Here is a 15,579-nt window from a genome sequence, read left to right as displayed (position 1 = left end):
CCGCGTTCGGAACCGGACGCGGGGCTTTCTTGTTAGGGCGTCGAGACCTTCCCTCAACGGATCGTGAGAGACACAATGAAGACCCTTGTGAAATCGACCCCGCTCGTCGGCCTGCTGGCTCTGCTGGCCGCCTGCGGAACGACGATGGAGCAACGCGCCGCGACGGGCGCCATCGGCGGCGCCGTCGTCGGTCAGGCGGTCGGCGGCAACACCGGCTCGACGGTGGCGGGCGCCGCCATCGGCGCGGTGGCCGGTGCGGCGACCAAGCCTCGCTGAGGCGCCCGGTTCCTCACCGATGAAAAAAGGCCCGGAGCGAACGCTCCGGGCCTTTTCTGCATGTGGCGTTCGTCGCCTTACCAGATGCGGGCGCGGGCCTCGGGGGCGATGAACTCCTTATCGCCGGGATTGACGCCGAAGGCGGCGTACCAGGCGTCGATGTTGCGCGGCGAGGTCGAGGCGCGCACCGGGCCGGGCGAGTGCGGATCGGTGGTCAACTGCTCGCGCAGGGCCTCGGGCCGCATCTTGTCGCGCCACACCTGGGCCCAACCCAGGAAGACGCGCTGGTCGCCGGTGAGGCCGTCGATCACCGGCGCGGGCTGGCCGTTCAGACTGCGGTGATAGGCGTCCAGCGCCAGCAGCAGGCCGCCCAGATCGGCGATGTTCTCGCCCATGGTCAGGTCGCCGTTCACATGGACGCCGGGGATCGGCTCCAGCTTGTCGTAGATGGCGCCCAGCACCTTGGCGCGCGCCTCGAAGCGGGCGGCGTCCTCGGGCGTCCACCAGTCGCGCAACGCGCCGTCGCCATCCGACTTACGGCCCTGGTCGTCGAAGCCGTGGGTGATTTCGTGACCGATGACCGCGCCGATGCCGCCGTAGTTGACGGCCGGATCGGCGTTCGGATCGAAGAAGGGCGCCTGCAGGATGGCGGCCGGGAAGACGATCTCGTTGCGCGGCGGGTTGTAGTAGGCGTTCACCGTCTGGGGCGTCATGCCCCATTCCAGAGGATCGACCGGCTTGCCGATCTTGCCGCGCTGCCAAGCCCATTCGAAGGCCGAGGCGCGCTCGACATTGCCGTACAGGTCGTCCGGCTTCACCTCCAGCGCGTCATAGCTGCGCCACTTGTCGGGATAGCCGATCTTCACCCCGAACTTGGACATTTTGTCGAGCGCCTGCCGGCGCGTCGGCTCGCTCATCCAGTCGACATGCTTCAGACGCTCGGTCATGGCGGCGCGGATGTTGTCGACCAGGGTTTCCATCTGGGCCTTGGACGAGGCGGGGAAGTGCAGCCGGACGTATTCCTGACCCAGCACCTCGCCCAGCTGGCCGTCGACCAGGGCGACGCCGCGGTTCCAGCGCGGACGGTTCTCGGGCTGGCCACGCAGGGTCTTGCCACGGAAGTTGAAGCGGGCGTCCACGAACGCCTTGGACAGATAGGGGCTGGCCTGATCGACCACATTGAACGCCTGCCAGGCCTTCAGGGTCTCGACCGGGGTGTCGGCGAACACCTGGGCGATGGCGGGAATGGCGGTGTTCTCGGCCAGGACCAGGGTTTCGACGTCGGACACCTGGGCGCCCGCCAGGAAGGCCGACCAGTCGAAGCCGGGGGCCAGGGTCGGCAGGTCGGCGGCCTTGGCGGGGTTGTAGAGTTTGTCGATCTGGCGGCGTTCGACCTGGCTCCATTGCTTTTCGGCCACCATGGTCTCGAAGGCCAGGACGTCGGCGGCCGTCCTGGCCGGATCGGCCCAGCCGATGGCCGTCAGGGTCTGGGTCAGATAGGCCAGGTATGCCTCGCGTTGAGGCGCGAAGTCGGCCTTCAGATAGTAATCGCGGTCCGGCAGACCCAGCGAACCCTGGCTCAGATAGGCGGTGTTGATCTTCGGATCGCGCAGGTCTTCAGAAACGCTGACGCCGAACAGAGAGCCGCCGAAGCCCGCATGGCTTTCGCCCATCAGCCGGGCCATGCCCGCGTGGTCGGTCACGGCCTTGACCTGGGCCAGATCGGCGACGAGCGGCGCGGCACCCAGCTGTTCGACCTTCGCCTCGTTCATGAAGCTGGCGTAGAGGGCGCCGACCTTCTGGGCGTTGGCGTTGGTCGGATTGGCGGCGCTGGCCTCGATGATCTGGCGCAGCTGGGCCTGGGAGTTTTCGTACAGGAGGTCGAACGGGCCGAAGCTGGTCTTGTCGGCGGGAATCTCGGTGGTCTTCAGATAGGTCCCGTTGGCGTAGGCGTTGAAGTCGTCGCCGGGGCGAACGCTGGTGTCGCGGCCGGCCAGGTCGAAGCCCCAGGGGGCGACGTGGGGCATGGCGTGCGGGGCCTGCGCCGCTTCCTGCGCCAGGGCGGCGCCGCCGCTGAAGGCGACCACGATGCAGGCCGAGCAGGCGGCCATCAGACGGATACGGTTCATGGGGGATAGGTCCGAGTGAAAAATCGGCCGCACCATCGCGCCAGTGCGACGTTCTGTCGCATGACGATTTCGTAATCTTTCGGGCGCGTCAGCGCGGCGCCAGACCTTTGCAGAAATCGTCCAGCACGCGCGGATACAGCCCGTGTTCCGCCGTCTTGACCCGTTCGGCCAGGCTGGCGGGCGTGTCGCCCGGCACGATCGGCACACGGGCCTGGCCCAGGATGGGGCCTTCGTCGACGCCCTCGGTCACGAGGTGGACGGTGCAGCCTGCCTGGGCGTCGCCCGCAGCGATGGCGCGGGCGTGGGTGTGCAGGCCGGGATAGAGGGGCAAAAGGCTGGGGTGGATGTTCAGCATCCGGTCCCGCCAGCCGCCGACCAGCCAGGGCGTGAGGACGCGCATATAGCCGGCCAGGGCCACGACATGGACCCCCGCCCGGCGCAGGGCGGCGTCGACGGCCTTTTCATGCGCCTCCCGGTCGTTGCCGAACGGCCTGTGGGGCACGACCGCCGTTTCGACGCCTTTGGCCGCCGCGATGGCCAGACCGCCGGCGTCTTCCATGTTCGACAGGACCAGGGCGACCTCGTAGCTGTTTTCGGAGCCGCTTTCGGGGCCGCCGCCGGGCGTCTGGGCCGCATCGATCAGGGCGGCCATGTTGGAGCCGGCGCCGGAAATCAGGACGGCGACGCGGATGGGCGGGGCGGGTTCGGACGACATGGGCCCCGCATGGCGGGCCATCGGGCGCTTGGCAAGATTCAAACGTGATCCGTGCTTGTTGTCCGTCGGATTCGGGCGTTAGCTTGTAACGCCGACGGCCCGAGGGGCGTCGTAGCCAGTGCGTATCGGGGACCTATCGAGTGAAGAGACTGATCTGCCTTGCGGCCGTGGCCGCGATGCTGGGCGCGCCCGTCATGGCGACGGCGCAGGAGAGCGGCTCCAACAGCGCGAGCGCCAACGGCGGGGGCGCCGCCATGCGCGCGGCGAGCGACCGTTTCCGCAACGCCAACGCCGAGGCGATCGAGAAGGACTGGGCCCGCGCCCCGGTGCAGGAAACCGAGGTCACGACCGCGCATTCGGTCAACGCCCACGGCAAGACCCTGCGCTATCATGCGACGGCGGGGACCTTGACCATCCGCGACGATGCGGGAATGCCGACCGCCAGCCTGTTCTACACCGCCTATACGCTGGACGGTCAGCCGGTCGGGACACGGCCTGTGACCTATCTCTACAACGGCGGGCCGGGCTCTACGACCGTGTGGCTGCACATGGGATCGTTCGGGCCGATGCGGGTCCAGACCGACGAGCCGACGGTGGTGCGGCCCGCGCCCTTCGCCTTCGGTCCGAACGACCAAACCCTGCTGGATCAGACGGATCTGGTCTTCATCGACATGGTGGGGGCGGGTTTCTCTCGTCCGCTGGGCGAGACGCCGGGATCGGCCTTCTGGGGCGTGGACCAGGACGCCGACGCCTTCGCTCGCGCCATCATGCGCTACACGACCAAGTTCAATCGCTGGTCCAGCCCCAAATACATCATCGGCGAATCCTACGGCACGCTGCGCACCGGTGCGGTGGCGTTCCAGCTTGAAGATCGCGGGATGTCGCTGAACGGCGTCGTGCTGCTGTCGTCGATCATGAACTATGGCGTGCGTCAGCCGGGGTATCCTCAGAATTTCGTCACCCTGTTGCCGACCTATGCGGCGACGGCCTGGTATCACCACAAACTGGCCAATCCGGCCCCGACGGTCGAGGAACAGGTCCAGCGGGCGCGTGACTTCGCGCTGGGGCCCTACGCCTCGGCCCTGGCCAAGGGGCATATGATCTCGGACGTCGAGCGCGCCCAGATCGTGCGCCAGATGAGCGAACTGACCGGCCTGTCGACCACCTTCATCGACAGCGCCAACATGCGGGTGGATTTGAGCGCCTTCCGCAAGGAGCTGCTCCGTGACCGTCGCCAGACCATCGGCCGGCTGGACACCCGCTATCTGGGCCTGGACGAGGATGCTTCAGGCGGCGAGCCGGAGGACGACCCTTCCAGCTCGGCCGTGACAGGGGCCTATTTCGGCATCTTCCGCGACTATGTGGCCAATGCGCTGAACTACAAGACCGACGTGGAATACCGGATGTCGGCGCGTGGCCTGCCGGGCTTCAACTGGAACTGGAGCCACCGTCCGCCGGTGGGCGGGGCGCAGACGACGCCGAACACCGCCGTCGATCTGGCCACGGCGATGCGACGCAATCCGTATCTGAAGGTGCTGTCGCTGAACGGCTATTACGACGCCGCGACGCCCTTCTTCTCCACCGAGTTCGACCTGGCGCAGATGATGCTGGAGCCTAGGCTGAGGCCGAACCTGGAGTTCACCTACTATGAGGGCGGCCACATGATGTACCTGAGCCATTCGGCCCTGGTGAAACTGCACGCCGACCTGTCGCGCTTCTACGCCGAGACGGCGAACGGCGGCGCCCGATAGGCCCGAACGGGCTGGAGGCGGCTCAGGCCGCTTCCAGTTGGCCGCAGACGAAGGCCACTTCGCCCGCGTTGAGCAGGGCGGCCAGCACCGGCTCGGCGTTTTCGGGGGCGACGATCAGGATGAAGCCGACGCCGCAGTTGAACGTGCGGCGCATCTCGTGGTCGCTGATCCCGCCCGTCTCGGCCAGCCACTGGAAGACGGCGGGCATGGGCCAGGCGTCCCAGTCGAACCTGGCCTGAAGCCCCTCGGCGATGCAGCGCGGCGGGTTCTCGATCAGGCCGCCACCGGTGATGTGGGCCGCGCCCTTGACCAGGCCCGCCTTCATGATCGGCAGGACCGGCTTCACATAGATGCGGGTCGGCTCCATCAGGGCCTGGGCCAGGGAGCGGTCCTTGGCGAAGGGGGCGTCGTCGCCCCAGGCCAGGCCCGACTTCTCGACCACCTTGCGGACCAGCGAATAGCCGTTCGAGTGCGGGCCGGTGGAGGCCAGGCCGATGATGACGTCGCCGGCCGCCTGACGATCCAGATAGGGCAGGGCGTGACCGCGCTCGACGGCGCCCAGGCTGAAGCCCGCCAGGTCGTAGTCGCCCTCGGTGTACATGCCCGGCATTTCGGCCGTCTCGCCGCCGACCAGGGCGGCCCCGGCCTGCCGGCAGCCTTCGGCGATGCCGGCGACGACGCGGCGGGCGGCGTCGATCTCTAGCCGTCCGGTGGCGTAATAGTCGAGGAACAGCAGCGGCTCGGCGCCCTGGGCCAGCAGATCGTTGACGCACATGGCCACCAGGTCGACGCCGACGCCGTCGTGACGGCCGGTCTCGATGGCGATCTTCAGCTTGGTGCCGACGCCGTCGGTGGTCGAGACGATCAGCGGGTCCTCGAACCCGGCGGCCTTCAGGTCGAACAGGGCGCCGAAACCGCCCAGCGAAGGCTCCGATCCCGGTCGCGCCGTGGACTTGGCCAGGGGCTTGATATGTTCGACCAGCATCTCGCCTGCGTCGATGTCCACGCCTGCATCGGCGTAGGTCAGGCCGTTTTCGAGAGGCTTTTGGGTGTCGCTCATGAGTATTGGGCCTGGAATCGGGGCGGAAATGCAGCGCGGCTCTTGCCACAGATGGGTTGCGAGGGGCTATAGCACCGGAATGACGCCGATCACCACCAATGAGGCGCTGGCCGAGTTCTGCGCCCGCGTATCCTCCGCCCCCTTCATCACGGTCGACACCGAGTTCATGCGGGAAACGACCTACTGGCCCCGGCTGTGCCTGATCCAGGCCGCCACGGCCGAACACGCCGCCATCATCGACCCGATGGCCGAGGGGCTGGACCTGGAGCCGTTCCTGGACCTGCTGCGCGACGAAAAGATCGTCAAGGTCTTCCACGCCTGCCGGCAGGACGTCGAGATTTTCGTGCGGCTGGGCGCCATGCCCAAGCCCCTGTTCGACACCCAGGTCGCGGCTATGGCGGCCGGTTTCGGCGAACAGGTGGCCTATGATTCGCTGGTCCGGCAGACGCTGCGGATCGAGGTGGACAAGGGCAGCCGGTTCACTGACTGGGCGCGGCGTCCGCTGTCAGAGAACCAGTTGGTCTACGCCCTGGGCGACGTGACCCACCTGGCGGCGCTGTATCCCAAGCTGCGCGACCGGCTGCAGAAGGAAGGGCGGCTGGACTGGGTGATGTCGGAAATGGAGAGCCTGACCGATCCGGCCTTGTACGACACCAATCCCGAAAACGCCTGGAGGCGGCTGAAGCCCAAGAAGTTCTCGGCCAAGTACCTGGCCGCCTTCAAGGCCGTCGCCGTCTGGCGCGAGCGGGCGGCCCAGGAGCGGGACCAGCCCCGCGGCCGTATCCTGAAGGACGAGGGCGTGGACGAGATCGCCCAGCAGACCCCGACCGACCCGGACGCCTTCAACCGCCTTCGCTCGGTGCCCAAGGGTTTCGGCGGTTCGCGCCTGGGGCTGGAGCTGGCGGACGAGCTGAAGCGGGTTCTGGCCGACCCCGAGGCCCATGCCCCCGAGATGGAACGCCCCGCCCACCGCCAGCCGGCCCCGCCCTCGGTGGTCGAACTGCTGAAGGTGCTGCTGAAGGCCAAGAGCGACAATGCGGGCGTGGCCTCCAAACTGATCGCCACCTCGGCCGATCTGGAGAAGATCGCCGTCAATGACGCGGCGGACGTGGAGGCCATGAAGGGCTGGCGTCGACAGTTGTTCGGAGAGGATGCGCTGAAGCTGAAGCGCGGGGAGATCGCCCTGGTTCTGAACGGCCCCCGCGTCGAGGTGGTCGAGATCGAGGGGTAAGCCTCCAAGCGCGCGGCGAGGGAGCGATCCTTTGGTCGAACTTAGATGTTCAGGCCCAACTCCATCGCCTCGGCCAGGGCCTTGGCGCGTTTGCGGGTCTGTTCGCCCAGAAGCACGTCGGCGTAGCCTTTGGCGGCGGTCAGGCGCAGGTCGCCGCCCTTCACCTTGGCCGTCGCATTGGCCAGCAGTTGCGGCGAGCGGCCCGACAGGTCGCAGGCCAGGCGGATGGCCAGGCCCAGGGCGCGGGCGCGCCTTGCGGCGTCGTCGTGCAGCAGCCGGTCGATGACCTCGGGCTGGGGCGTGGCGGGGCCGCCGCCATAGCGGGCGTTCAGGGCGCTGGCCAGGAAGGCGCGTTCGGCGTGGCTGATTCCCGCCACCGGCGCTCGGAGAACCTGGTCGAAGACCAGTTCCAGACGATGGTCAGGGTGCAGTCGCGCCCCCAGGTCCGCCAGGCGACAGGCGGCGTCCGTCAGCACGTCGTCCCGCTTGGCGCCGAAGACGGAGGGCAGGGCCGCGACGATATCGCCAATCCAGCCTTTCAGGGCGCCCGGCAGGGCCGGCGCCACGCCCTGACGCCCGCCCAGGGCCGCGCACCCCGCCAACAGAGGGTCCGCCGTGCGGGTCGCCGGATCCAGGGTTTCGAATAGCAGACCTTCGCGGACTCCCCAGGCGGACATTTCGATCTGTTTGAGACCCAGATGTCTGATCAGCCCCTCCAGCACCAGGCCGGCGTAGGGCAGGGTCTCGGCGCGGGTCTTGGAGACGCCGGGCAGTTTCGCCAGGCTGCCGGCGGATTGCCGGGACACCAGCCGCGCGGTCTCCAGCGCCTCGTCCGCGGAAATCTGATACTGATGCACCACCTTCAGCGGATAGGATTTCAACGCCATGTGAACCTGGGCCAGGGTGCGCCAGGCGCCGCCGACGGCGTAAAGCCGATCAGTCCGGAACCGCGAGGCGATCGGCTTCAGCTTCTGGTCGATGCAGCTTCTGACTCTGTCGGCGTCGAAACCGCCGCCGTCGGCCAGGGCGAAAGGCCCGAGCGGCAGGGTCAGGCCCTGTCCTGGGCCGCCTTTCAGCGTCTTCAGGCCCTTTAACTGGGTCAGCTCCAGGCTGGAGCCCCCCATGTCGGCCGAGACGCCGTGCGCCAGGGGCGCGCCGGCCAGGACGCCCATGGCGGCGAATTTGGCCTCTTCCTCGCCCGACAGGACGCGAATGTTCAGCCCGGTCTCGGCGGCGACGCGCTGGCAGAACTCGGGGCCGTCCTGGGCCTCGCGCACGGCGGCGGTGGCGGCGATCAGGGTCGCGTCGGGTCGCACGCCTTCCAGCACGGCGGCGAAACGGCGCAGGGCCGTCATCGCCATGCTCACCCCCTCGACCGACAGGCGGCCGGTGGTCGGCAGATCGCGGCCCAGGCCCGCCAGCACCTTCTCGTTGAACACGGTCCAGACGGCGCGGCCTTCCAGCCGATAGAGGACCAGGCGGACCGAGTTGGAGCCGATGTCGATGGCCGCGACGTCGCGGCCGGTAAGCGTCGGATCGGGCATCAGCGACCGGGGCGCTCGTAGCGCAACACGGCGGGCAGGGTTTTCACCTTGCGGCCACGTCCCGAGAGGCTGGGGTTGGTCATGAAGTATTTGTGCGCCGAGAAAGGCCGTTCGGGGTCGGCCGGGGTGACGCGGGTGTAGCGCCCTTCGGAATCCAGCACCCAGCTTTGGGCGTCGTCCTTCAGATTGGCGACCATGATCTGGTCCAGCACCTGGTCGTGTACGGTGGCGTTGCGGATGGGCGTCATGACCTCCACCCGCCGGTCCAGGTTGCGGGTCATCCAGTCGGCCGAGGAAATGAAGACCTTGGCCTTGTCGTGGGGCAGGTCCTTGCCGTTGGCGAAACAGACAATCCGACTGTGTTCCAGGAAGCGGCCGACGATCGACTTGACGCGGATATTCTCCGACAGGCCGACGACGCCGGGGCGCAGACAGCAGATGCCGCGCACGACCAGGTCGATCCGCACCCCCCACTGGCTGGCGCGATAGAGGGCGTCGATGATCTCGGGATCGACCAGGGCGTTCAGCTTGACCCAGATGGCGGCCGGCTTGCCCATGGCGGCGGCCGACATCTCCTTGCCGATCAGTTCGATCAGGGTCGACTTCATGTTCAGGGGCGAGACGACCAGGGCCTCCAGCGTATCGGGCGTCGCATAGCCGGTGATGTAGTTGAACACCCGGCTGGCGTCGCGGCCCAGCATGGGGTCGCAGCTGAACAGCGACAGGTCGGTGTAAATCTTGGCCGTGACCGGGTGATAGTTGCCGGTGCCGAAGTGGCAGTAGGTCCGCAGGCCCTCGCCCTCGCGCCGGACGACGACGCTGAGCTTGGCGTGGGTCTTGTACTCCACGAAGCCGAAGACGACATGGACGCCCGCCCGCTCCATGGCGCGGGCCCAGCGCAGGTTGGCCTCCTCGTCGAAGCGGGCCTTCAGCTCGACCAGGGCGGTGACGTTCTTGCCGTTCTCGGCCGCCTCGATCAGGGCGGCGACGATGGGGCTGTCCTTGGAGGTGCGATACAGCGTCTGTTTGATGGCGATGACGTTCGGATCGCGCGCCGCCTGCCGCAGGAACTGCACCACCACGTCGAAACTCTCGAACGGGTGGTGGATCAGCATGTCCTTTTCGCGCACGGCCGCGAAGATGTCGCCGCCGAAGTCGCGCACCCGCTCGGGGTAGCGGGGCTCGTAGGCGCGGAACTTCAGGTCCGGATGACCGCCGGGGATCAGTTCCGACAGCTGGGCGAGGCCCAACATCCCGTCGACGAGCACCACGTCCTGAGGCGCGGCCTCAAGCTCGCCCACGATGAAGTCGCGCAGATCGGCGGGCATGGAGGCTTCGATCTTGACCCGCACGACCGAGCCCAGGCGACGCTGCTTCAGCGCCTCCTCGAACTCCAGCACCAGGTCCTCGGCCTCTTCCTCGATCTCGATGTCGGAATCGCGGATCAGGCGCAGCACGCCCTTTTCCAGCACCTCGCAGCCGGGGAAGAGGTGGTCGATGAACAGCAGCAGCACGTTTTCCAGCGTGATGAACCGCTTGCGGCCCGGCGTGGAGCGACCGTCGGTCGGCAGTTCCCAGAAGCGGCGCACCTGGGTCGGGACGGGCACAAGGGCGTAGAAGGTCTTGGCCTCGCCCTTCCGCTTCAGCTTCAGCGCCAAGGAGAAGCCCAGGTTCGGCAGGAAGGGGAAGGGGTGGGCCGGGTCGATGGCCAGGGGCGTCAGGACGGCGAACAGCTGGTTCAGGAACTCGGGCTCCAGCCGATCGCGTTCGGTCTTGGTGATCTTGGGCCGATCCACGACCTCTATGCCGGCGGTGGACAGTTCCTTCTGAAGCTGCCGCCAGCGCAGCTGCTGTTCGGCCATCAATTCGCCGGCGGCGACGTTGATCCGCTCCAGCTGCTCGGCGGGCGTCAGGCCGTCGGCCGAGAGGACGCGCACCCGTTCGCGCTGCTGCCCCTTCAGGCCCGCAACGCGGGTCATGAAGAACTCGTCCAGATTATTGGCCGAGATCGACAGGAAGCGCAGCCGCTCCAGCAGCGGATGGTTGGAATTGGCCGCCTCCTCCAGCACGCGCTCGTTGAAGGCCAGCCACGATGTCTCGCGGTTGAAGAAGCGCGCGGGAGAGGCGATCAACTCCTCGTTCAGCGCCAGTTGGGGGGCGCGCGAGGCGGGAACTTCTTCACCTCGGGTGGCGTCGTGGATCGCGGCGTCGGTCATGCGACGGTTCTCGCGCGCGTCTGTGACGGCCGCAAGCGCGGAGCGACAAAATGTGGCGTCGTCGATCTCTATTCGGCCTCGTCCAGCTTCTCCAGGACTTCGCGGGCCAGGGCGCGGGTGACGGGGCGGTGCAGGGCGTCCAGTCGTGCGACGAGGCGGGCGGCGGCCTCGGCCGAACGGTCCAGACGGCGCACCAGATAGTCTATCAGGTCGTCCGAAGGGGTGATGCTGCGCTCGGCGAAACGCGCGCGCAGGATGGCCGAAAGAACCGCATCGTCCGGCGCCGCCAGAGTCACGGCGCGCACCGCGTTCAGGCGAGACCGGAGGTCGGGCAGGCCCACGATCCAGTCGCGCGGCGCCGCACGGGCGACCAGCAACAAGGCGCCGCCCGCCGCATGGGCCAGATTGATCAGGTGAAACAGGGTCTCGTCGTCCGCCTCGTCGGCGCAGTCCAGGAGGACAAGCCGACCCTCCAGCTCCAGCGGATCGATCAGGGCGGCCTCGCCGCCGTGAAGGGGCAGGGCGCCGACCCGTTCGGCCCAGAGGGCGGCCAGACGGCTCTTGCCCGTGCCGGCCGGGCCGTGGAGGGCCATGACGGCCCCCGCCCCGTCGGGCCAGGCGGCCAGGGTCCGCACGGCCTCGGCGTTGCTGTCGGACACAACGAAGGCGGCGTCCGCGACGGGACGTTCCAACGGCAGACGGAGCTGCTCCCTGATCCTGACGTCGGGCGCGGACATGGGGCGTGTCTAGCAGACGGGGGCGTTAACCGCGTCCGTCCCGCGCTGTTGGTTCCGGGGAGCGTCGGCGCGGCCTGTGGATGAAATTCAGACGAAGGGTTCCAAGGCGGCGTTGCGCTTGCCCGCGTTGAACTCGGTCACGGCATAGTCGGCCAGGCCGTGAACCTGGAACGGATCAGCCTTCAGCAGCGTCTCCAGTTCGTCCTTGGTCACGCCGCTGCGCACGATCAGGATGCCGCCGGTGCGCGGCACCATCGGCCCTGCCGCGATGATCAGGCCGTCGGCGACCTGCTGATCCACCCAGGCCCGATGCTCGACCGTTCGGGCCTCGATGGCTTCGATCGGCTGGGTGTAGGTGATGGTGACGACGAACATGGGGACGGCCTTTTCAGCGAAGCAGCCCTTGGCTATCGCGCGCTTAAGCAGGCTTTGCAACGGCGTAAACCTTGACTTTCGGGGGGGATGATGCGCCCTACGCCGCTTCCGATTTTCGCCGCGCGCGCGGCTCAGTCCAGACGATTCTCATGCACGCCTATCGCACCCATACCTGCGGCGCCCTCCGTTCGACGGACGCGGGCGCGAACGTCCGGCTGTCGGGCTGGGTCCACCGCAAGCGCGACCACGGCGGCCTGCTGTTCATCGACCTGCGCGACCACTACGGCCTGACGCAGTTGGTGCTGCACCCCGAGACGCCCGGCTTCGCCGCCGTCGAACGCCTGCGCGCCGAAAGCGTTATCAAGGTGGACGGCGAGGTCGTGTCGCGCGACGCCTCGGTGGTGAACCCCAACCTGCCGACCGGCGAGATCGAGGTGCGGGTCCAGGGCGTCGAAGTCCTGTCGGAAGCCGCCGAACTGCCGCTGCCGGTCTTCGGCGAACCCGAATACCCCGAGGAAATCCGCCTGAAGAACCGTTTCCTGGATCTGCGCCGCGAGACCCTGCACAAGAACATCGTGCTGCGGTCGCGGGTGATCCAGTCGATCCGCAATCGCATGGTTCAGCAGGGCTTTCTGGAATATCAGACGCCGATCCTGACGGCGTCCTCGCCCGAGGGCGCGCGCGACTTCCTGGTGCCCAGCCGCCTGCATCCCGAGAAATTCTATGCGCTGCCGCAGGCCCCGCAGCAGTTCAAGCAGCTGCTGATGGTCTCGGGCTTCGACCGCTACTTCCAGATCGCGCCCTGCTTCCGGGACGAAGACCTGCGCGCCGACCGTTCGCTGGAATTCTACCAGCTGGACGTCGAGATGAGCTTCGTCACCCAGGAGGACGTCTTCGCCGCTATCGAGCCCGTCATGCACGGGGTGTTCGAGGAGTTCGGCGAGGGCAAGCCCGTCTCGGCCATCGACGGCGTCCACACCTTCACCAACGACTTCGGCGAGACGTTCGAACACAAGGGCTTCGAGCGCCTGACCTACGCCCAGTCGATGGCCTGGTACGGATCGGACAAGCCGGACCTGCGCAACCCGATCAAGATGCAGGTGGTGTCGGACCACTTCCGCGACGGCGGGTTCGGCCTGTTCGCCAAGATTCTGGGCGCCGACGACAAGAACGCCGTCTGGGCCATCCCGGCCCCGACCGGGGGCAGCCGCGCCTTCTGCGACCGCATGAACAGCTGGGCGCAGGGCGAGGGCCAGCCGGGCCTGGGCTATATCTTCTGGTCCGAGGATCAGGGCGCCTGGGGCGGCCCCATCGCCAAGAACCTGGGTCAGGAGCCGACCGAGGCCCTGATGTCGTCGCTGGGCCTGGGCCAGGGCGACGCCGCCTTCTTCGTCGCCGGCGACCCCGCCGGTTTCGCCAAGTTCGCCGGCCTGGCCCGCACCCGCGTCGGCACGGAACTGAAGCTGGTGGACGAGGACCAGTTCAAGTTCTGCTGGATCGTCGACTTCCCCATGTTCGAATGGTCGGAGGAGGAGAAGAAGATCGACTTCAGCCACAACCCCTTCTCGATGCCGCAGGGCGGGCTGGAGGCGCTGGAGACCCAGGACCCGCTGACCATCCGCGCCTATCAGTACGACATCGTCTGCAACGGCTATGAGCTGTGCTCGGGCGCGATCCGGAACCACAAGGCAGAGATCATGCTGAAGGCCTTCGATATCGCCGGCTACGACGCCTCGGTGGTCGAGGAGCAGTTCGGCGGCATGCTGAACGCCTTCCGCTTCGGCGCCCCGCCGCACGGCGGTTTGGCGCCCGGCATCGACCGGATCGTCATGCTGCTGGCCGGCCAGACCGCCATCCGCGAGGTGATCGCCTTCCCGCTGAACCAGCAGGGCGAAGACCTGCTGATGAGCGCGCCGTCGCCGGTGCAGGACAGGCAGCTGAAGGAGCTGCACATCCGAACCGCCCCGCCGATCAAGGTCTGATCGGGGGCCGCCGCACCTGGAAACGTCGAAGGGGACGCCTGGGCGTCCCCTTTTTCGTGTCAGTAGTGCGAGGTGCCGACGAAGTTCCGCACGTTCGGCGGCACGGGCGGAACCGGCGGCGTGGGCGACACCCGTATAATGCGGGTGCTGCGGCAGGCCTGGGCCGTCAGGCGACCCGGCAGGCGAGTCGAGCCGTCGCCGCAGGCCTCCTGGATCTGGTCCTGGGTCAGGTTGCGGGCGCCCGATAGGTCCGCGCCGCGAATGTCTGCGCGGCGCAAAGAGGCGTCGCTGAAGTCCGCGCGGGCGAAGGTGCCGCCGCTGAGCCGCGCGCCGTCCAAGCTGGCGCCGACGAAGATGGCGCCGGTGAAGTCGCCGTTCGACAGGTTGGCGGCGTTCAGCTCAGAACCGGAGAAGTTGGCCCCCGCCGCGCGGACATTGGCCAGGGTCGCCCCGAAAAGCTCGCCGCCCGAAAGGTTGGTGCGGGTCAGAACCGCGCCGTTGAAGTTGGCGCCGTGCAGTTCGCCGCCCGACAGGTCCGCGCCGTTCAGATTGCTGCGGATGAAGGCGGCGCCCTGGGCTTCCACGCCGCTCATCGACGCGCCGGTGAAATTGGTCGAGGAGAAGTTGGCGCCGACGATTTGAACGCCCGTCAGGTTCGCGCGGGAAAAGTCGCTGCCGGTGAAGTTGGAGCCGACCATCTCGGCGCCGCGCAGATTGGCGCCGACCAGGGTGGCGTTGGCGAAGCTGGCGCCGGTGAAGGTTGCGCCGGACAGATTGCGTCCGGACAGCTCGCAACGGTTGCAAGAGCCGCCCAGCGAGACCGAACGGGCGACATCACGATCCTGGAGACTCAGCTCCACGCCCGCGAAGGCGGGTGCGGCGCCGAGCGTCAGGCCCAACCCCAGGCCCAGCCCCACACCCAGCGCCATCAGGGTGGAGGAGCGACGGCGGATATGTGCAGCGATCTGTTTCACGCGATCTGAATGCCTCGAAAGCCCCGTCAGACCTACTTAAATCGAGGTAACTTCGTTAAATCGCGGCAATCGGCGTGTTCCTCAGCAGGCGCGAATGCGCAGGGAACCCGGCAGAATCGTGGAGGCGTCGCCGCAGGCCCGGTTCAGCTGGCTCTGGGTCAGGCCCGTGGCGCGGGCCAGTTGTGCGCCGGACAGATTGGTTCCAGACAGGGTCGCGCCCGAGAAGTTGGCCCCTTCCAGATAGGCGCCCACGAAACTGGCGTTGGTCAGGTTGGTGCCGGCGAAGCTGGAGCCCGAGAAGACGCCGCCATAGGCCTCGACATCGCGCAGATCGGCCCCGTTGAAGCGGGTGCGGTTCATGATGCTGAGGCTGAGGTCCGCCTGGCGCAGGCGTGAGCGTGAAAGGTTCAGCCCGCGCGCGTCAAGACCGGAGAAGTCAGCCTGGAACAGGTTGCAGCCGCTGCAGGAGGCGCCGCGACGGACGCTGGCGATCTGGCCCGCGTTCTGAGCCCAGGCGGGCGCGGCGAAGGCCAGGACGGCGGCTGCGGCCAGGCCGAGGCGGATTGTGCGTTTCATGGACCGGGCTCCG

The 15,579-nt window shown here is 67.8% G+C and carries 13 protein-coding genes; 4 read left to right on the top strand and 9 right to left on the bottom strand.

The window, feature by feature from the left end; all coding sequences use genetic code 11:
- Window positions 1–75: 75 nt before the first annotated feature.
- Window positions 76–276: a glycine zipper 2TM domain-containing protein gene (locus QE389_RS04880; RefSeq protein ID WP_307365003.1), complete on the top strand. Its 201-nt coding sequence runs from the start codon at window positions 76–78 to the stop codon at window positions 274–276.
- 77 nt (window positions 277–353) lie between these two features.
- Here the strand turns inward: QE389_RS04880 and QE389_RS04875 are convergent, their stop codons facing one another.
- Window positions 354–2,405 carry a M13 family metallopeptidase gene (locus tag QE389_RS04875; RefSeq protein WP_307365001.1) on the bottom strand — a complete coding sequence of 684 codons (2,052 nt, stop codon included), beginning with the start codon at window positions 2,403–2,405 and terminating at the stop codon, window positions 354–356.
- A gap of 88 nt (window positions 2,406–2,493) precedes the next feature.
- Window positions 2,494–3,120: a phosphoribosylglycinamide formyltransferase gene (gene purN / locus QE389_RS04870; protein WP_307364999.1), complete on the bottom strand. Its 627-nt coding sequence runs from the start codon at window positions 3,118–3,120 to the stop codon at window positions 2,494–2,496.
- Window positions 3,121–3,260: 140 nt separating this feature from the next.
- On the opposite strand from purN, the gene QE389_RS04865 reads away from it, so the two are divergent.
- Entirely contained in the window at window positions 3,261–4,871 is a 1,611-nt protein-coding gene (locus QE389_RS04865; protein WP_307364997.1) for a S10 family peptidase, read from the top strand.
- A gap of 22 nt (window positions 4,872–4,893) precedes the next feature.
- Here the strand turns inward: QE389_RS04865 and purM are convergent, their stop codons facing one another.
- Window positions 4,894–5,931: a phosphoribosylformylglycinamidine cyclo-ligase gene (purM, locus tag QE389_RS04860; protein WP_307364994.1), complete on the bottom strand. Its 1,038-nt coding sequence runs from the start codon at window positions 5,929–5,931 to the stop codon at window positions 4,894–4,896.
- A gap of 79 nt (window positions 5,932–6,010) precedes the next feature.
- Between purM and rnd the strand changes: the two genes are divergently transcribed.
- Window positions 6,011–7,162, top strand: a complete 1,152-nt coding sequence (gene rnd, locus QE389_RS04855; RefSeq protein ID WP_307364992.1) for a ribonuclease D — start codon at window positions 6,011–6,013, stop codon at window positions 7,160–7,162.
- A gap of 41 nt (window positions 7,163–7,203) precedes the next feature.
- Here the strand turns inward: rnd and QE389_RS04850 are convergent, their stop codons facing one another.
- From QE389_RS04850 to QE389_RS04835, 4 genes are all read right to left on the bottom strand, one after another.
- Window positions 7,204–8,706, bottom strand: coding sequence for a Ppx/GppA phosphatase family protein (locus QE389_RS04850; protein ID WP_307364990.1), 1,503 nt, complete (start codon window positions 8,704–8,706; stop codon window positions 7,204–7,206).
- Window positions 8,706–10,922: an RNA degradosome polyphosphate kinase gene (locus QE389_RS04845; protein ID WP_307364988.1), complete on the bottom strand. Its 2,217-nt coding sequence runs from the start codon at window positions 10,920–10,922 to the stop codon at window positions 8,706–8,708. Before QE389_RS04845 ends, QE389_RS04850 begins: the two co-directional genes overlap by 1 nt.
- A 68-nt stretch (window positions 10,923–10,990) precedes the next feature.
- Entirely contained in the window at window positions 10,991–11,659 is a 669-nt protein-coding gene (locus tag QE389_RS04840) for a chromosomal replication initiator DnaA (RefSeq protein ID WP_307364986.1), read from the bottom strand.
- Window positions 11,660–11,746: 87 nt separating this feature from the next.
- A complete protein-coding gene (locus QE389_RS04835; protein WP_307364985.1) occupies window positions 11,747–12,034 on the bottom strand; it encodes a YciI family protein in 288 nt (95 codons plus the stop codon).
- A gap of 149 nt (window positions 12,035–12,183) precedes the next feature.
- Here QE389_RS04835 and aspS point away from each other — a divergent pair, with 149 nt between their 5' ends.
- Window positions 12,184–14,016, top strand: a complete 1,833-nt coding sequence (aspS, locus tag QE389_RS04830; protein WP_307364983.1) for an aspartate--tRNA ligase — start codon at window positions 12,184–12,186, stop codon at window positions 14,014–14,016.
- 59 nt (window positions 14,017–14,075) lie between these two features.
- Here the strand turns inward: aspS and QE389_RS04825 are convergent, their stop codons facing one another.
- Window positions 14,076–14,990 carry a pentapeptide repeat-containing protein gene (locus tag QE389_RS04825; protein ID WP_307364980.1) on the bottom strand — a complete coding sequence of 305 codons (915 nt, stop codon included), beginning with the start codon at window positions 14,988–14,990 and terminating at the stop codon, window positions 14,076–14,078.
- Window positions 14,991–15,071: 81 nt separating this feature from the next.
- Entirely contained in the window at window positions 15,072–15,566 is a 495-nt protein-coding gene (locus QE389_RS04820) for a pentapeptide repeat-containing protein (RefSeq protein ID WP_307364979.1), read from the bottom strand.
- Between the last annotated feature and the right edge of the window lie 13 nt (window positions 15,567–15,579).

The sequence above is a fragment of the Brevundimonas sp. SORGH_AS_0993 genome, from assembly GCF_030818545.1.
Taxonomy (GTDB): Bacteria; Pseudomonadota; Alphaproteobacteria; order Caulobacterales; family Caulobacteraceae; genus Brevundimonas.
This window is presented reverse-complemented; position numbering and strand designations above follow the sequence as displayed.

Bases quoted from the DNA above. Each gene is read 5' to 3' on its own strand.
- QE389_RS04880 (WP_307365003.1), top strand. From the start codon at position 76: ATGAAGACCCTTGTGAAATCGACCCCGCTCGTCGGCCTGCTGGCTCTG.
- QE389_RS04875 (WP_307365001.1), bottom strand. From the start codon at position 2,405: ATGAACCGTATCCGTCTGATGGCCGCCTGCTCGGCCTGCATCGTGGTC.
- purN (WP_307364999.1), bottom strand. From the start codon at position 3,120: ATGTCGTCCGAACCCGCCCCGCCCATCCGCGTCGCCGTCCTGATTTCC.
- purM (WP_307364994.1), bottom strand. From the start codon at position 5,931: ATGAGCGACACCCAAAAGCCTCTCGAAAACGGCCTGACCTACGCCGAT.
- rnd (WP_307364992.1), top strand. From the start codon at position 6,011: ATGACGCCGATCACCACCAATGAGGCGCTGGCCGAGTTCTGCGCCCGC.
- QE389_RS04850 (WP_307364990.1), bottom strand. From the start codon at position 8,706: ATGCCCGATCCGACGCTTACCGGCCGCGACGTCGCGGCCATCGACATC.
- QE389_RS04845 (WP_307364988.1), bottom strand. From the start codon at position 10,922: ATGACCGACGCCGCGATCCACGACGCCACCCGAGGTGAAGAAGTTCCC.
- QE389_RS04840 (WP_307364986.1), bottom strand. From the start codon at position 11,659: ATGTCCGCGCCCGACGTCAGGATCAGGGAGCAGCTCCGTCTGCCGTTG.
- QE389_RS04835 (WP_307364985.1), bottom strand. From the start codon at position 12,034: ATGTTCGTCGTCACCATCACCTACACCCAGCCGATCGAAGCCATCGAG.
- aspS (WP_307364983.1), top strand. From the start codon at position 12,184: ATGCACGCCTATCGCACCCATACCTGCGGCGCCCTCCGTTCGACGGAC.
- QE389_RS04820 (WP_307364979.1), bottom strand. From the start codon at position 15,566: ATGAAACGCACAATCCGCCTCGGCCTGGCCGCAGCCGCCGTCCTGGCC.